Origin of the sequence: Lagierella massiliensis, from assembly GCF_001407835.1 — a bacterium.
Classification (GTDB): domain Bacteria; phylum Bacillota; class Clostridia; order Tissierellales; family Peptoniphilaceae; genus Mediannikoviicoccus; species Mediannikoviicoccus massiliensis.
The window spans coordinates 463,767-479,496 of record NZ_CYUO01000004.1 but is presented as its reverse complement, the minus strand read 5'-3'; the positions used below and the strand labels follow the sequence as shown (position 1 = coordinate 479,496).

Sequence of the window (15,730 nt, the reverse complement as noted above, 5' to 3'; positions counted from 1 at the left end):
CCTTACTACATTTCTCTTAATTTTCTATATAATTCTTCTTGTTCTTCATTTAACTTTTCAGGATTTACAATTTGAACTTCCAAATATAAATCCCCTTTATTTCCCTTCATATCCCTAAAGCCTTTACCAGACAACTTTATCCTTTGTCCTGACTTAATTCCCTTAGGCACGTTTACTTTGATTTTCTTTTCCAAAGTATCTACAACAACTTTGTGGCCAAAATATGCATCCCATGGATACACATTTATTTTTTTAGTTATGTCAAGACCGTCAATTAAATTTTCAGAATCTATGACATTTACCTTGATGTATATGTCCCCATCAAGTCCAATCTTTTCGCCCTTGGTTCTAATTTTCTTGCCCGGAAGAATACCTTTAGGAACTTTTACATTTAAGGATTTATTTTCACCATTAACATTCAAAGCAAGAGTCTTTTCAACTCCTTCATAGGCTTCCTTTAAGCTTATGGAAATTTCCGTGTCATATCTTTCCCTTTGTTTTCTTGAGCGACCTGTGAATCCAGAAAATATATCTCTCTTGCTCTTTCCCGAACTTTTAGAGCCGCCTCCAAAACCTCCAAAAATCATATTGAAAAAGTCAGAGAAACCTTCTGTGCCACCTGTTGTGTAGGTATATGATCCATTACCAAAATTTGAAAAATCAAATCCATAGGCAGATGGATCGAAGTTTTGTCCACCGGTAAAGTTATAACCAGAGCCAAAAGTATCATATTTTTTTCTCTTTTCCTTATCCCCAAGCACCTCATAAGCTTCATTAATTTCCTTTAGCTTTTCAGATGCCTTTTCATCACCTTGATTCAAGTCAGGATGATACTTCTTTGCAAGTTTTCTATATGCTTGTTTTATTTCACTATCAGAAGCAGACTTGTCCACTCCCAATATTTTATAATAATCTTTATATTCCATAATGCCTCCTTGGACTTTGACTTTCTTTGACTATCATTAGTATATCATAATCAAAAGCAATTATCAATACAATTATAAAAAAATATTTCAATTTAAATAGATTCATTTTACAATCATAAAAAGCAAATTACACTACAATTTTTCAAAAATTTTTCTCAAAATAGATTTTCTTGTTTTTCAAGACTGTTTGTATTTGTTATAGTCATAGAATTAAAAAAGGAAAGAAAAATCTTTTATTTCTCTGACTTTTCTTCCCTCACTTCTACTCATGCTTTTCACTTTCATTTATTATTTTTTCCAGTTCACTATAATCTTCCTTAATCTTTGAGTCTTTGTATTTATCTCTTGTTTTATAAAGTAGTTCCCTTGCATTTGAGAAATCTTTTTCTACTATACATTTTGTTATTTCAAGTTGAGCTATGGACTCGGCATAGCCTTGTTCTGTTTCATATTTTTTAAATAATTCTTGATTTGCCCTGTAGTCTTCTTCAAATTTTTCATAATTCTCAAGTTTGAAGTCGCACACACATCTGTTTATAGAGTATACAAGTCTTAGTCTTTCGTCTCTAAGTCTTGAAAGTTCTACCTTGTCTAAAACTTCTTTTGCACTTTCATATTCATTATTTCCTATATATCCTGCTGAAAGGTTAATCCTTATAATGTTTTTTAGGTTTTCTCCCTTTGCTCTTTGAAGAATTTTTTCCATCTCCCTGTTATATTGTTCATATTTACCCTCATAAAAGAGTTGTAGTTTCTTCTTTAGTATTACGGAAAACGCTACAAAGTATATTGTATTTGTTATTGCTATAAGTAAAATTATAGCTACTCCAATTTTCCAGTAATATGACATAAGTTTTGATGAATCAATTTTAAAAACTATTTGTAAAATTAAAAGAATGATTCCAATTATTAAGCCAAGTGATAGTACTCTTTTGAAATTTATTTTCATATTGCCTCCTTTTTTTAATATTATATCATTTAAATTGCCTTTTTAATTGTTTTTGTTAATTGTTATCTGGGTATATATAATTATAAATATTTTAAAGGAGAAAGATATGAAAGAGAGAAATTTAATTATTGATTTATTGTTACGCCTTGTAGTATCTATGGCAGTGGTTGCAATTACAACATTTTTTGTCCCTGGCATGAAATATAGTGGCGGATTTAAAACCCTTGCACTTATTGCCATTGTAATTGCGATTGTTCAACAAATTTTAGACTCTGCCTTTGGACTTTCAAGAAGTGCGAAGGGCTGTTCTGGATTTTTAGTAACTGCTCTTATTCTTTTTATTACTGGTAAGCTCATTTCTGGATTTACAGTATCCATACTCGGCGCACTAATCGGTGGTATTATATTTGGTGCTGTTGATGCTATCATACCAGGAGAAAAACTTCATAAATAAGTTTTAGCTATTGGTTTTCCGATAGCTTTTTATTTTATACAGTCAATATTTTTTAATAAAGAAGCGTCCACTCTTAAGTAGACGCTCTTATAATACATTTTATTTTTCACGATTCACATGGCAACCTGGACAGTTTTTGCTACACTCACATCCACAGTCGCATGTGCCTTTATTTTTGATAACTCTTTTAACTGCCAGTATCACCAATACTATTACTATTGCTATGATAATATAATCTGTCATCTTAACACTTCTTTCTTTTAATACTCATTTACTGAGTAATTCATAACGCCTTCTCCATTCTTATATTTATTTGGTCTAAATATTAGGAATAGATATACAGCTAATATTACAAAGGCAATCGCCGTTTGAACATTAAATCCTGTATTTAAAAATACATATGATCCAATTTGATAAATTATAAAGGCTATTGAGTAGGAGAAAAATAGTTGATAAAATATTGCAAATCTAAACCATTTTGATGAACCCATCTCTTCTTTTATTGCTCCAAGCGCCCCAAAACATGGTAGGGTAAGTTGGTTAAATAGGATGAATGAGAACATTGAAACGGTGTTGAAGTTTTCAAGGATTACTCTTCTCATAGCATCTCCACCGGCTTCAGCGCCTATTCCAGAAACTACTCCATAGGTACTTACAACAACTTCCTTAGCAGCAAGGCCGAAGAAGGTTGCAACTGTCGCCATCCAGTCTCCAAATCCAAGAGGTGCAAACATAAATGAAAGTTTTCTTCCTATAAATGCAAGGATTGATTCTGTTCCATTATCTTCAAAGCTTATAAACTCTCCATGAATTGAGATGTTGGTAAATAACCAAATTACAAGCGCTGATAGTAAGATAAGGGTTCCCGCCTTAATAATAAAGGCCTTACATCTATGTCCAGTTGCTTTAAATACATTTTTCATACTTGGCATATGGTATTCTGGAAGTTCCATTACAAATGGTGCCGGGTCTCCTTGGAATCTGCTTGTCTTCTTTAAGATAACTCCGGAAATTATTACTGCAAGTATTCCCGCAAAGTACCATAGAGGTGCATACCACCAAACTCCACCTAAAACCGCACCAAACATTGCTATGATTTCAGTCTTTGCGCCACATGGCATAAATGAAGCAACGGTTATGGTCATTCTTCTGTCGTTGTCATTTTCAATTGTCCTTGTTCCCATGATTCCTGGAATTGAACATCCAGTTCCTATAAGGATTGGAATGAAAGATTTTCCTGAAAGTCCAAACTTTCTAAATACTCTGTCTAGGATAAATGCAATTCTTGCCATATATCCCACATCTTCCAAGATGGATACAAGGAAGAATATTGTTGCAATTACAGGTAAGAAACCTAGTACTGCACCAACACCACCGATTATACCATTACCTACAAGGGATGAAACCATTGGTGATGCCCCATGGTTTTCTAAAAAGCCATTAACTGCATTTGGAATTGTTTCTCCAAGGAGTTCATCGGCCCACCAGTCGTTTACGGGACCACCTACAAGTTCAACTGCTATATAATAAATAAATGTCATTATAACTATGAAAATTGGTATTGCTAAAAATCTATTAGTAACAATTTTGTCTATCTTGTCGGTCCTTGAAAGGCCTTTCTTTTTCTTCTTTACAGTATGCTTTGTAACGCCAGATACATATTCATATCTTGCATCGGTGATAATACCTTCACCATCATCATCAAACTCTTCACAGGCTCTCTTAATAACTTCATCAACTTTTGTTTTTTCATCAAGAGTTATTGCAATTTCTTCGGTTATTTTTTCATCCTCTTCAAATAACTTTATTGCTATCCATCTCTTTGAAGGGTGATCTTTGATTGAAGCAATATTGTCTTCAATTTCAGTTAAGTACTTTTCTACATCTTCATCGAATGTCTTAATTTCAGAATGCTTTGTGCCTGCATAAGACTTTGCAGTAGAAATCAGGTTATCTATGTTTTCTTCTCTTAGTGCTGATATCTCAACAACTTTGCAATTTAATTTCTTTTCGATTTCCTTTGAGTCTATCACTTCGCCATTTCTTCTAACCACGTCCATCATGTTCAAAGCTATAACAAGTGGAATACCCAGTTCAGAAAGTTGTGTTGCAAGGTATAAGTTACGCTCAATATTAGTTGCATCAACAACGTCTATGATTACATCTACCTTTTCATTCATTAAGTAATTTCTAGATACAACCTCTTCCAAAGTGTATGGTGATAAAGAATAAATTCCTGGAAGGTCAGTTATACTTACTTCCTTATCCTTTTTGTAGATACCGGTTTTCTTCTCTACAGTTACCCCTGGCCAGTTACCCACATATTGATGAGAACCAGTTAGAGCATTAAATAGAGTTGATTTCCCACTATTGGGATTACCGGCTAATGCTATTGTTATATTCATTTTAATTCTCCTTAATCATTTTCAACAGTTTCTTCAACAATAATCATGTTTGCATCGTCACGTCTGATGCTTAACTCATAATTTCTTATGTTTATTTGAACAGGATCTCCCAAAGGTGCAACCTTTCTAACATAAAGTTTAGTTCCCTTTGTAATTCCCATGTCCATGATTCTTCTCTTTAGTGGTCCCTTGCCTTCAATTTTTTTGACCACATAATAAGAACCAACCTTTGCCTCTCTTAAAGTCATATGTACCTCCTAAGCTACGATAATTTTTTTTGCTATATCTTTTCCGATGGCAACTCTTGAACCCTTTACCTTTACGATTAAATTGCCTCCATGTTCCGATACAATCATTAACTTGGCTCCTTCAACAAAACCAAGATTGCTCAAATGGCGATCATTATTTTCACGTTCAGTAAATTTTTCCCTTACCTTTATTATTTCAAGCTCAGTTTCCAAAGGCGCCATTAATAAGTTCATTTACACTCCCTCTTAAAATTTAATTCTTTTATGATATTGATAACCTTAATCACTATCATTATTCTACCACAACCAATTTTATTTTTCTACACTTCATTAAAAATTTTTTTCAATTTACATCTAAATAATAATATCATTTTGCTATAATATAGTCGGAGGTGGACAATGAAAATAATATTTTCTCCGAGCAAAGAGATGACTTTTGATAACCCAATAGAAGAAAAAGTTGAGTTCAATGATAAAATTAAAATCATAATTGAAGAATTAAAAAAACTAAAACCTATAGAGATAAAAGAAATCTACAAAATTTCAGATAAAGTCTTAGAAGAAGTTTTAAACTATATTAATAACTTTGACAAAATTGAAAGCTATAGGGCAATAGAGATGTATACTGGCATTGCCTTTCGTTCTTTTGATGTGGCAAGTTTAAAAGAAGATGAACGAAAATATATGGATGATCATTTAAAAATTCTATCTGCATTTTATGGTCCACTATGTCCAGAAGAATTAGTAAGACCCTACAGGCTTGACTTTAATACAAAATTAAAAATTGATGGCAAAACTTTAAAAAACTTTTGGAAAGAAGAATACAATAATTCTTTTGATGAAGGGGAAGTGATTTTAAACCTTGCTTCAAATGAATTTTCAAGCCTATTAGATAGAAAAAAATTTACAATTTATGACTTTGAGTTCTTCGAGAAAAAAAATGGTAAACTAAAATCCCATTCAACTATTTCAAAAAAAGCAAGAGGAAAAATGCTAAATTACATTTGTAAGAATAAAATAACCAATTTAGAAGAAATAAAAAAATTTGATATGGATGGATTTAAATATGAAAATAAAATGTCTGAAGAAAGAAAATTTGTCTTTGTAAAATAGTGGTAATAATTTAGATTTTTAAAGGCAATTTTTTTACAAGCACTTCTAAAAAACACCTAAGTGGAATTTTTAATTTCTTAATTGGGTGTTTTTAGTTTAAATTACTAAAAAAACCGACCACACGGTCGGTTTCTCTAACTTGGTAATTTAAATATTTTTTCTTCGTAATCTCTTATTGAATTTTGTGGACATTTTTCTATACATATTCCACAATCTACACACTTGTCATGATCTATATGTGCAAGGAATTTATCTACTGTGATAGCTTCTTCTGGACAGTTCTTTTCACAGATCTTACATCCGATACATCCAACTTTACAATATCCTCTTACATCTTTACCTTTGTCTGTAGAGCTACATAACACTTCTGTTTGGTTGTCATAAGGCATAAGTGTAATTAAATCTCTTGGACAGATTTTAATACACATTTCACATGCAGTACATTTTTCTTTATCAACTTTTGCAACTCCATTAACTATATGAATTGCACCGAATTGACAAACATCAACACATGTACCACATCCTAAACATCCAAAAGGACATTTTTTGTGACCATTTTGTAGTGCTTGGTCTGCTCTACAATCTCTAATTCCAACATATTTAAATTTATCTTCTGCAAGTGTCTTGTCTCCTGCGCATCTAACTACTGCAACTTGCTTTGATGTTTCGTTTGCAACTTGCCCCATTATCTCTGCAAGATGTCCTGCAACTTCCGCTCCTCCTACAGGGCATGCGTTTATGCTTGCATCGCCCTTTGCTATGGCATCTGCAAGTCCATCACATCCTGGAAATCCACAGGCACCGCAGTTTGCTCCTGGAAGTGCAGCTCTAACTTCTTGTACTTTAGGGTCAACTGGCACATGAAAAACCTTCGATGCAAATCCTAAAAGTACTGCAAAGATTATAGCTACCGCTCCTAAACTTCCAACTGCTATAAGAATTTGATTAATATCCATTTGCTCCCCCTATACTAATCCTGAAAAACCAAGGAATGACATCGCCATAAGACCAATTGCTATCATCGCAATTGGAACACCTCTAAAAGGTTTTGGTACATTGGCAAGTTCCATTTTTTCTCTAATTGCAGCAAGGAAAACTATAGCTATTAAGAATCCAACTGATGAGCCTATTGCTGAAGCTAAAGTTTCAATAAGTGAATATCCTTGTTGTATATTTGCAATTGCAACTCCAAGTACAACACAGTTTGTTGTGATTAGTGGTAGGAAAACTCCCAAGGCGCTGTATAGTCCTGGCATAGTCTTCTTTAATACCATTTCAACAAATTGTACCAGTGATGCTATTACTAAAATGAAAACTATTGTTTGTAAAAATTGCAAATTTAAAGGCTCTAAAATTAAGTATTGAATTGCATAGGTAACTACTGATGCAATTGTAATTACGAAGGTAACCGCAATACCCATACCTGCCGCTGTTTCTGTCTTTTTTGAAACCCCAATAAGTGGACATATTCCAAGAAATTGTCCAAGTACGTAGTTGTTTACAAAAATATATAAAATAAGTATTTTAAAAATATTACTTAACATAGTCTACCCCCTACTTGCCTTCTTCTTTTTTGCTTGCTATATGGTTAAATACTGCAAGTATTATTCCAAGTACAATAAATGATCCGGGAGCTTGTGCAATAATACCTATTGGTTTAATTCCTTCCCCTGAAAGTAATTCGTGTCCAAAGATTGCTCCTGATCCTAATAACTCTCTTACAAAAGCAAGTATAACTATTGTCATTGTATATCCAACACCATTTGCAAAACCATCAACGATTGAAGGTAGTATTTTATTTTTGTTTGCAAAACCTTCAGCTCTTGCAAGTATTAAACAGTTTACTACTATAAGAGGTATAAATATACCTAATTGCCCATAAAGTCCTGGAGTATAAGCTTTCATAACCATGTCTACCATTGTTACGAATGATGCTATAACTACTATATAGCATGGAATTCTAACTTCGTCTGGTATAAAGTTTCTAAGTAGGGAAACTACAAGGTTTGACAATGTAGCTACGACTATTACCGCAACTCCCATTCCAAGGGCATTCATTACTGTTGTACTTACACCAAGAACTGAACAAAGTCCTACAAGTTGAATAAGAACTGGGTTATTATCTATGATTCCATTTTTTAATATTTTCTTCATCATCTTCCCCCTATCCTCTTAGTTCCGCCAAAGCTTTAACTGCACCGTTAAGCCCATTTAATATTGCTTTAACTGAAATTGTAGTTCCTGAAATAGCTTGGATTTCGTTATCTGCTGAAGGATTGTCAGCCTTAGTCATTTCCCCTGCCATGCTCTTTCCTACTACTGATGAAATGAATGGCTCTTCTGATACTTGGGAACCGAATCCCTTTGTTTCAGAGGATTCAAGAACTTGATATCCTACTATCTTATCTTCTTTATCAACTCCTACTACAAATGTAATAGGTCCACCATAACCACCTTTACCAACGGTTTTTATAACATATCCTATTTCTTCATCGCCCTTTGATGCAATAACGATATCTTGAACATTTTCATTTTCTCCAACGATTTTATCGAACTGAGCTTTATCCGCTTCTTCAAGTGATTTAAAGCTATCTGCTTCTTCAAAAACCATTTTCATGGATGCTTCATATTCTTCCTTCGCTCTCTTTTCAACAATTGGAGATGTGAAGCCGTTTATTATGGTTAGGCAAGTTGTAGCCACAGCTGTGATTACAAATAGTTTTAATGCTAAAGTTAAAATCTTTTTCATTATCTCTTACCTCCCCTTCCAAAAGGTTTTGGAGTTGTTAACTTTTCAATAAGAGGTGTAGCACAGTTCATTACTAAAATTGAGTATGATACCCCTTCAGGAAGTGAACCGAAGACTCTTATTGCCGCTGTTATAAGACCACATCCAATGGCAAATATAATTTGTCCCTTTTTACTTACAGGAGCTGTAACATAATCTGTTGCCATAAAGATTGCTCCAAGTAAAAGTCCACCAATAAGTACATGATTTAATAATTCTTCTGCAGGCACTCCGAATATGAATAGAAAAACTACTGTTGTCAAAATATATGTCAAAGGTATTCTAATGTGTATTACTTTTTTCACAAGCAGATAAATTCCACCGATTAAAAGTGCAACGGCTGACACTTCACCAATACATCCTCCCATATTTCCAAGGAAAGCATCCATAAGATTGACTTCCCCACCTGCAAGAGGTGTAGCTATTGAAACAGCATCTGGACCTGGTGCAACATAGTTTGCCATTTCCTTTGGCCATGAAGCCATTAGTGCCGCCCTTGCTGCAAGTGCAGGGTTCATAAAGTTAGCACCTATTCCACCAAATAATTGTTTTGTAATAATTATTGCAAAAATTCCACCAAATATTACCATGTAAAAAGGCATGGTTACAGGTACGTTAAATGCAAGTAATAATCCTGTTACAACCGCTGATAAATCTCCAATGGTTACAGGTCTTTTAGTAAGTTTTTGAAAAGCGTACTCTGAAAGCACACATGAACCAACGGATACAAGACATAATAACAAAGCTCTCATTCTAAAGAAGTAAACACCTGCAATAAGAGCTGGCATTAAGGCTATTATTACATCAAGCATAACCTTGGAACTGGTTATTGAATCTCTTAAATGAGGAATAGCAGATACTTCAAGCTTTCCTTCAAGATTATCAATAACTTCTTGATCTTTTATTTTTTTCTCCACTATAACTCTCCTATCTCTTACTTGACTGAGCTCTAAGTTCTCTCTTACCATGTCTGATAGACTCAATTAATGGTCTCTTTGAAGGACATACATATGAGCATGATCCACATTCAATACAGTCCATGATATAAAGATCTCTGGCTTCTTCAAATCTATTGTTTAAAACATTTAACTGGATATATAAAGGCATTAATCCTATTGGGCAAACATCCACACATTTACCGCATTTGATACATGGTGTTACCACAGGAGGCTTTGCTTCTTCCTTATTTAGTACAAGAATACCACCAACAGCTTTTATAGTTGGAAGGTCTGTTCTAAATTGACTTTCACCCATCATAGGTCCACCAATTATAACTTTACCTACATCTTCTTTTACTCCACCACAAAAATCTAAGATCTCGTTGATTGGAGTACCAACTCTAACAAGTAGATTAGATGGTTTATTTATAGAAGAACCTGTTACAGTAACTACCTTTTCATAAAGAGGTTTTCCTTCAACTACAGCTTCATATACAGAAGCAGCTGTGCTTGAATTTATAACTTGTACCCCTTGAGTAGTACTTCTTACAGAAGAAGGCATCTTCATCTTTAATATAGAGTCAATTAACCTTCTTTGATCCCCCTGAGGATATTTAGTCTTTAAAACTGAAACCTCTACATCGTTAAATTTCTTACAAGCTTGATCAATAAGTTCTATGGCTTTAGGCTTGTTAGACTCAATACCTATAAATCCCTTTTTAGCACCCATAGCCTTCATTACAATTCTTAGACCATTTACAACCTTTTCAGGATATTTTTCCATAGTCTTTTGATCGCTGGTCAAATAAGGTTCACATTCTGCACCATTAATAAGAACGTAATCTATTTTATCATCAGGTTTTGTTCTGATTTTAACATGAGTAGGAAAACCTGCTCCACCTAAACCTACAATTCCTGCTTCTTTTACCCTTTCCACTATAGTAGCAGAATCTAAACTTTCATAGTCATCATCAAAAGGAGTATAACCAATAGTGTCTAAACCATCGTTTTCAATAACAACGGCCTTAGTATGTACACCAGTAACTGTGGTTAAATCTTTTATTTCCACAACTGTACCTGAGACACTGGCATGAACTGGTGCCGTAATAGTTCCTGGAGCCTCTCCAATCTTTTGTCCCACCTTAACTTCATCTCCAACTTTTACAAGAGGACTACAAGGTACCCCTGTGTGTTGGTGAAGAGCGATATAAACCTTTTTTGGAGTTGGTCCATTCTCTATTTCACATTGATTGGTCAATTCCTTAAAATCATGCATATGAGTTCCACCTTTAAAGGTCAACTCAATCTTACTCATAACACCCCTACCTTTCATTTATTTGAAAATAATCGCATAATTTTTGATTTTGCTTTTATTTATTCTTACATTAAACATTATAACATAATTTCCACTATTAAATTTTACAAAAAATAGCTTATTAATTCAAATAAAAAAGCTTTTTCGTTTCACTTTTAAATTTAGCAAAAGAATTTGAATTAATAGATCTTCTATACTGATATCATATTGTTACCAGTTAAGAGAAATTATTGATGTTTTATGGTGTTTTACAAAAATATTACAAAAATAAAAAGAACCCTGAAATATTTAAATTCCAAGGTTTCAGTTGGTGACCCATCAGGGGTTCGAACCCTGGACAACCTGATTAAGAGTCAGGTGCTCTACCAGCTGAGCTAATGAGTCATGTTATTATATTTAATTGTTGTATAAGAATTATTTTATTATTGAACTTGTTTATTCAATATCGCTCATCTTTTTTTTGCTTCGCAAAGACTAAGTCATTGCCTCCATTTCCTGTGGGAAATGGGCCACTTACTTATACCAGCTGAGCTAATGAGTCATATCACACTATTTAATTTTAACTAACAGTGAAATTATATCACTTCTTATTCAATTTGTAAACTCTGGTGCCCAGAGCCGGAATCGAACCAGCGACACGAGGATTTTCAGTCCTCTGCTCTACCGACTGAGCTATCTGGGCTCACACTATACTTTTTTGTATTAACAAGTTTTTAAAATAATTATTTCATTTATTTCCCAACCACTCATTCTTTTTTTGCTTCGCAAAGACTAAGTTATTGCCTCCATTTCCTGTGGGAAATGGGCCACTCACTTATACCGACTGAGCTATCTGGGCATATGTATTAACTTTCTCATGTTAACAAGCTTTTTGAAATAATTATTTTATATATTTCCAAACTGCTCATTCTTTTTTTGCTTCGCAAAGACTAAGTTATCGCCTCCATTTCCTGTGGGAAATGGGCCGCTCACTTATACCGACTGAGCTATTTGGGCGCACTATATTCTAAATATTTTTTTGAAAATAATTGGCCGCTAAAGCGACCAATTTCATAATTATCTCAACTATAGGGTATGTAATCTACATATCCCGAAAACAGAATACGTAGTTGGTGGGCCTTCAGGGACTCGAACCCCGGACCTACCGGTTATGAGCCGGGCGCTCTAACCGACTGAGCTAAAGGCCCCTATAGTTGGCGGAGAAGGAGGGATTTGAACCCTCGCATCCCTTATCAGGATCTACTCCCTTAGCAGGGGAGCCTCTTCAGCCACTTGAGTACTTCTCCTAAACCAATCTAAAAAAATTGGCGGAGAGGGTGGGATTCGAACCCACGTGGGCTTGCACCCTAACGGTTTTCAAGACCGCCCCGTTATGACCACTTCGGTACCTCTCCTTGATGGTGACCCATCCGCGACTCGAACGCGGGACACCCTGATTAAAAGTCAGGTGCTCTGCCGACTGAGCTAATGGGTCATGTATTATATTTTATCGTTTTGCCAATTTTTTAAGCATTAAATTTGTTTACTTCCACTCGCTCATTCTTTTTTGCTTCGCAAAGACTAAGTCATTGCCTCCATTTCCTTTGGGAAATGGGCCACTTACTTATGCCGACTGAGCTAATGGGTCATATAATTTAGTTTTTTATGTTGCCAATTTTCAAAAGTAAATATTGGCTGGGGTGACAGGACTCGAACCTGTGGAATGCTAGAGTCAAAGTCTAGTGCCTTACCGACTTGGCGACACCCCATTATGGCGCACCTAAGAGGAGTCGAACCTCTGACACACGGATTAGAAGTCCGTTGCTCTATCCAACTGAGCTATAGGTGCATATGGAGCGGGTGAAGGGAATCGAACCCTCGCAACCAGCTTGGAAGGCTGGGGCTCTACCACTGAGCTACACCCGCACATTCTAACTCTATATTCAAAATCCATTTAAAAATTGGTGGAGGAGAGTGGATTCGAACCACTGAAAGCACAGCTAACGGATTTACAGTCCGTCCCCTTTGGCCAACTCGGGAACTCCTCCATATTTAATTTTAATGGAGCTGATGAGAGGACTTGAACCCCCAACCTACTGATTACAAGTCAGTTGCTCTACCAATTGAGCTACATCAGCATATGGCGACCTTGATCGGGCTCGAACCGACGACCTCCAGCGTTCTTGACCTAACTTAGCGAACTTAGTGAGCTTTAGTAGGTCACATACAACCTGTTTCCCAAAAGGCGTCAGCCGATTGGTTGAAACAGTCTGTAAAGGCTCGCCTGGCACGCTTGCCCTATCTGTCACATTTTAATAAAGTAATTTTGGCGACCTTGATCGGGTTCGAACCGACGACCTCCAGCGTGACAGGCTGGCATTCTAACCAACTGAACTACAAGGCCATATAATTTTATACTTTATTAAATTTTTTAAATCATTATGGTGGGCGGTACAGGGCTCGAACCTGTGACCCCCTGCTTGTAAGGCAGATGCTCTCCCAGCTGAGCTAACCGCCCATAATGGTGACTCTACCGGGATTCGAACCCGGGATACCGCCGTGAAAGGGCGATGTCTTAACCGCTTGACCATAGAGCCATAAATAAATTATAAAATTATTATTTTCTTTCGCCATCTCAACGTTACTGGTATATTATAGCTCATGTAAAAACTAATGTCAAATATTTTTTAAAAGTTTTTTACAATCGCTTCGTCTAAAAGAAATAGTCTTTTTTGACGTCGAATAACATTGTAATATAATTTTAATTTTTTTTCAAGCATTTTTTTAAAAAAAGGCAAAACTTTTAAAAAAATTTTGCCTTTTCACTCCAGAACCTCTATTTATTCAAATTCTAATTTTGTAAATTCAAATTTATTTACATCAAATAATCCTTTATCTGTTATTTTTAGCTCTGGAATTACTGGAAGTGACATGAAGCAAAGTGTCATTATTGGATCAATATTTGTATTAACTTTAAGTTCGTCTATTGCTAAGTTGTGAATTTCTTTTAATTTTCCATTAACTTCTTCTATGGATTTGTCACTCATGATTCCGCCGATTACAAGTTCCATTCTGCCTATAACTTTTCCATTTTCAACAAGCACTACTCCGCCACCTTGGGAGGTAAGTTCTTTAACTGCTTTTGCCATGTCTTCATTGTTAGTACCAGATACAATTATATTATGTGAGTCATGGGCTATTGATATTGCAACGGCACCACTTTTAATTCCATATCCCTTCAGTAGACCTACTGCAACGTTACCAGTCCCATTATGTCTTTCTACAACTGCTATCTTTACTATATCTCTATTAGGATTGTATAAGAAGTCTCCGTTTTCATCTAATTCAACTTCTTCAACAGCGCTTTTAGTTACAACCCCTCCTGGAATTATTTCTATTGCATTTACTTTTTTAGATTTTAAATTTAGTTTCAATCTATCTATGTTAAAGTCTTTCACATTAAATGAATTTAAAACTTTTTGCATATTGGCTTTTTCTACTTCAGATAAATATTTTCCGTCCTCCGAAACTTTTTTACCTTTTATAAATGTCATTATATTTTTAAAGTCCTCTAAATCTTCGAACACACACAAGTCCGCTCTTCTTCCTGGTGCAATTGCTCCTCTATCATCAAATCTATAGCAGTTTGCTGCATTTATTGTTGCAATTTGTATTGCCATTATAGGATTAATTCCATTTTTTACAGCTATTCTTAAGTGATTATCGATATGTCCCTGTCTTAAAATAGTTTCAGGTTGTCTGTCATCTGAGCAGAACATACATCTATGATAATTCTTTTCATCGACAACTTTTATCAACCTCTCCAAGTCGTGGCAAGCTGAACCATGACGAAGTTGGATATACATTCCCTTAGATATTTTTTCTTTCATCTCTTCTTCTGTCATACATTCATGGTCTGTGGAAATTCCCGCGCCAATATATGCGTTTAGTTCCATTCCTCTAAGTCCAGGACAGTGACCATCAATTATTTTATTTTTTTCTTTTGTAAGATTTATCTTTTTTAAACACTCTTCGTCACCATAAATGACTCCAGGGAAGTTCATAAACTCTCCAAGTCCAATAATTTCGTCCATGTTCATATGTTCATGCATATCATCAGAGTTTACAATCGCCCCTGCATTTTCAAAAGGCGTAGCTGGAACGCATGACGGTAACACATATTTTATGTCAAGCTCAGTGTTTTTTGAAGCTTCAATCATATAATCAAGTCCTTCAAGGCCCTTTACATTTACAATTTCGTGTGGATCTGCAACTATGGTTGTAGTCCCAAAGTTCACAAGGAGAGATCCAAGTTCCTCTGGTGTTAAGTAGGAAGACTCAATGTGAATATGCCCGTCAATTAACCCTGGGCTAACGTACTTTCCCTTCAAATCAATTTCTTCTACTCCTTCGTAATCACCAAGTCCAACAATTACTCCCTGGTGCACTGCCAAGTCTTCTTCTATAATACTTCTTGAAAACACATCTACTATCTTTCCATTCTTTAAAACTAAATCCGCTTTTTTTCTCTTCATTGCTACGTCTATAAAATCTTTATTTATTTTAAACATAATTTCCTCCCATAAGAGTTTCCTTAGGAATATTATACCAGCAA

Annotated in this window: 15 protein-coding genes and 14 tRNA genes; 2 read left to right on the top strand and 27 right to left on the bottom strand. The window is 35.0% G+C overall.

Annotated elements, in window-relative coordinates:
- Positions 1–5 precede the first annotated feature (5 nt).
- Both BN2746_RS02325 and BN2746_RS02320 read right to left on the bottom strand, forming a co-directional pair.
- A complete protein-coding gene (locus BN2746_RS02325) occupies positions 6–926 on the bottom strand; it encodes a DnaJ C-terminal domain-containing protein (RefSeq protein ID WP_055078236.1) in 921 nt (306 codons plus the stop codon).
- Positions 927–1,188: 262 nt separating this feature from the next.
- The gene (locus BN2746_RS02320; RefSeq protein ID WP_055078235.1) at positions 1,189–1,875 is read right to left on the bottom strand and encodes a hypothetical protein; all 687 of its coding nucleotides are present in this window, start codon (positions 1,873–1,875) and stop codon (positions 1,189–1,191) included.
- A gap of 106 nt (positions 1,876–1,981) precedes the next feature.
- Between BN2746_RS02320 and BN2746_RS02315 the strand changes: the two genes are divergently transcribed.
- Positions 1,982–2,329 (top strand): phage holin family protein, encoded by a 348-nt coding sequence (locus BN2746_RS02315; RefSeq protein ID WP_055078234.1) that lies wholly within the window; start codon positions 1,982–1,984, stop codon positions 2,327–2,329.
- A 99-nt stretch (positions 2,330–2,428) separates the two neighbouring features.
- Here BN2746_RS02315 and BN2746_RS08775 read toward each other — a convergent pair whose 3' ends face one another.
- Genes BN2746_RS08775 through BN2746_RS02300 form a run of 4 tightly spaced genes read right to left on the bottom strand, consistent with a single transcriptional unit; the run spans position 2,429 to position 5,216 of the window.
- Complete coding sequence (locus tag BN2746_RS08775) at positions 2,429–2,572, bottom strand: FeoB-associated Cys-rich membrane protein (protein WP_077064902.1); 144 nt, start codon at positions 2,570–2,572, stop codon at positions 2,429–2,431.
- 17 nt (positions 2,573–2,589) lie between these two features.
- The gene (gene feoB / locus BN2746_RS02310) at positions 2,590–4,734 is read right to left on the bottom strand and encodes a ferrous iron transport protein B (protein WP_055078233.1); all 2,145 of its coding nucleotides are present in this window, start codon (positions 4,732–4,734) and stop codon (positions 2,590–2,592) included.
- 11 nt (positions 4,735–4,745) lie between these two features.
- Positions 4,746–4,982, bottom strand: coding sequence for a FeoA family protein (locus BN2746_RS02305; protein WP_055078232.1), 237 nt, complete (start codon positions 4,980–4,982; stop codon positions 4,746–4,748).
- A 9-nt stretch (positions 4,983–4,991) separates the two neighbouring features.
- Positions 4,992–5,216 (bottom strand): FeoA family protein, encoded by a 225-nt coding sequence (locus BN2746_RS02300; RefSeq protein ID WP_055078231.1) that lies wholly within the window; start codon positions 5,214–5,216, stop codon positions 4,992–4,994.
- Between the two features lie 165 nt (positions 5,217–5,381).
- On the opposite strand from BN2746_RS02300, the gene yaaA reads away from it, so the two are divergent.
- Complete coding sequence (gene yaaA / locus BN2746_RS02295; protein ID WP_055078230.1) at positions 5,382–6,095, top strand: peroxide stress protein YaaA; 714 nt, start codon at positions 5,382–5,384, stop codon at positions 6,093–6,095.
- A gap of 134 nt (positions 6,096–6,229) precedes the next feature.
- Here the strand turns inward: yaaA and BN2746_RS02290 are convergent, their stop codons facing one another.
- From BN2746_RS02290 to ade, 21 genes are all read right to left on the bottom strand, one after another.
- On the bottom strand, positions 6,230–7,051 hold the full coding sequence (locus BN2746_RS02290) for an RnfABCDGE type electron transport complex subunit B (protein WP_231718308.1): 822 nt from the start codon (positions 7,049–7,051) through the stop codon (positions 6,230–6,232).
- 9 nt (positions 7,052–7,060) lie between these two features.
- On the bottom strand, positions 7,061–7,639 hold the full coding sequence (locus tag BN2746_RS02285) for an electron transport complex protein RnfA (protein ID WP_055078229.1): 579 nt from the start codon (positions 7,637–7,639) through the stop codon (positions 7,061–7,063).
- Between the two features lie 10 nt (positions 7,640–7,649).
- Positions 7,650–8,249 (bottom strand): electron transport complex subunit RsxE, encoded by a 600-nt coding sequence (rsxE, locus tag BN2746_RS02280; RefSeq protein WP_082420175.1) that lies wholly within the window; start codon positions 8,247–8,249, stop codon positions 7,650–7,652.
- Between the two features lie 10 nt (positions 8,250–8,259).
- Positions 8,260–8,844, bottom strand: coding sequence for an FMN-binding protein (locus BN2746_RS02275; protein ID WP_055078227.1), 585 nt, complete (start codon positions 8,842–8,844; stop codon positions 8,260–8,262).
- The gene (locus tag BN2746_RS02270) at positions 8,844–9,800 is read right to left on the bottom strand and encodes an RnfABCDGE type electron transport complex subunit D (RefSeq protein WP_231718307.1); all 957 of its coding nucleotides are present in this window, start codon (positions 9,798–9,800) and stop codon (positions 8,844–8,846) included. Before BN2746_RS02270 ends, BN2746_RS02275 begins: the two co-directional genes overlap by 1 nt.
- A gap of 10 nt (positions 9,801–9,810) precedes the next feature.
- Positions 9,811–11,136 carry an electron transport complex subunit RsxC gene (rsxC, locus tag BN2746_RS02265; protein ID WP_055078226.1) on the bottom strand — a complete coding sequence of 442 codons (1,326 nt, stop codon included), beginning with the start codon at positions 11,134–11,136 and terminating at the stop codon, positions 9,811–9,813.
- Between the two features lie 308 nt (positions 11,137–11,444).
- Positions 11,445–11,520, bottom strand: a tRNA-Lys gene (locus tag BN2746_RS02260).
- A 222-nt stretch (positions 11,521–11,742) separates the two neighbouring features.
- Positions 11,743–11,818 (bottom strand) — tRNA-Phe (locus BN2746_RS02255).
- A gap of 428 nt (positions 11,819–12,246) precedes the next feature.
- Positions 12,247–12,323: transfer RNA gene (locus BN2746_RS02250), tRNA-Ile, on the bottom strand.
- A gap of 7 nt (positions 12,324–12,330) precedes the next feature.
- Positions 12,331–12,422: transfer RNA gene (locus tag BN2746_RS02245), tRNA-Ser, on the bottom strand.
- A gap of 19 nt (positions 12,423–12,441) precedes the next feature.
- A tRNA-Ser gene (locus BN2746_RS02240) sits at positions 12,442–12,530 on the bottom strand.
- Between the two features lie 4 nt (positions 12,531–12,534).
- Positions 12,535–12,610 (bottom strand) — tRNA-Lys (locus BN2746_RS02235).
- 197 nt (positions 12,611–12,807) lie between these two features.
- Positions 12,808–12,884 (bottom strand) — tRNA-Gln (locus BN2746_RS02230).
- A 3-nt stretch (positions 12,885–12,887) separates the two neighbouring features.
- Positions 12,888–12,964: transfer RNA gene (locus BN2746_RS02225), tRNA-Arg, on the bottom strand.
- A gap of 3 nt (positions 12,965–12,967) precedes the next feature.
- A tRNA-Gly gene (locus BN2746_RS02220) sits at positions 12,968–13,041 on the bottom strand.
- 36 nt (positions 13,042–13,077) lie between these two features.
- A tRNA-Tyr gene (locus BN2746_RS02215) sits at positions 13,078–13,163 on the bottom strand.
- A 14-nt stretch (positions 13,164–13,177) separates the two neighbouring features.
- Positions 13,178–13,253: transfer RNA gene (locus tag BN2746_RS02210), tRNA-Thr, on the bottom strand.
- Between the two features lie 189 nt (positions 13,254–13,442).
- Positions 13,443–13,519: transfer RNA gene (locus BN2746_RS02205), tRNA-Asp, on the bottom strand.
- Between the two features lie 38 nt (positions 13,520–13,557).
- Positions 13,558–13,633, bottom strand: a tRNA-Val gene (locus tag BN2746_RS02200).
- Positions 13,634–13,637: 4 nt separating this feature from the next.
- A tRNA-Glu gene (locus BN2746_RS02195) sits at positions 13,638–13,712 on the bottom strand.
- A gap of 243 nt (positions 13,713–13,955) precedes the next feature.
- Complete coding sequence (ade, locus tag BN2746_RS02190) at positions 13,956–15,686, bottom strand: adenine deaminase (protein WP_055078225.1); 1,731 nt, start codon at positions 15,684–15,686, stop codon at positions 13,956–13,958.
- Positions 15,687–15,730: the final 44 nt, after the last annotated feature.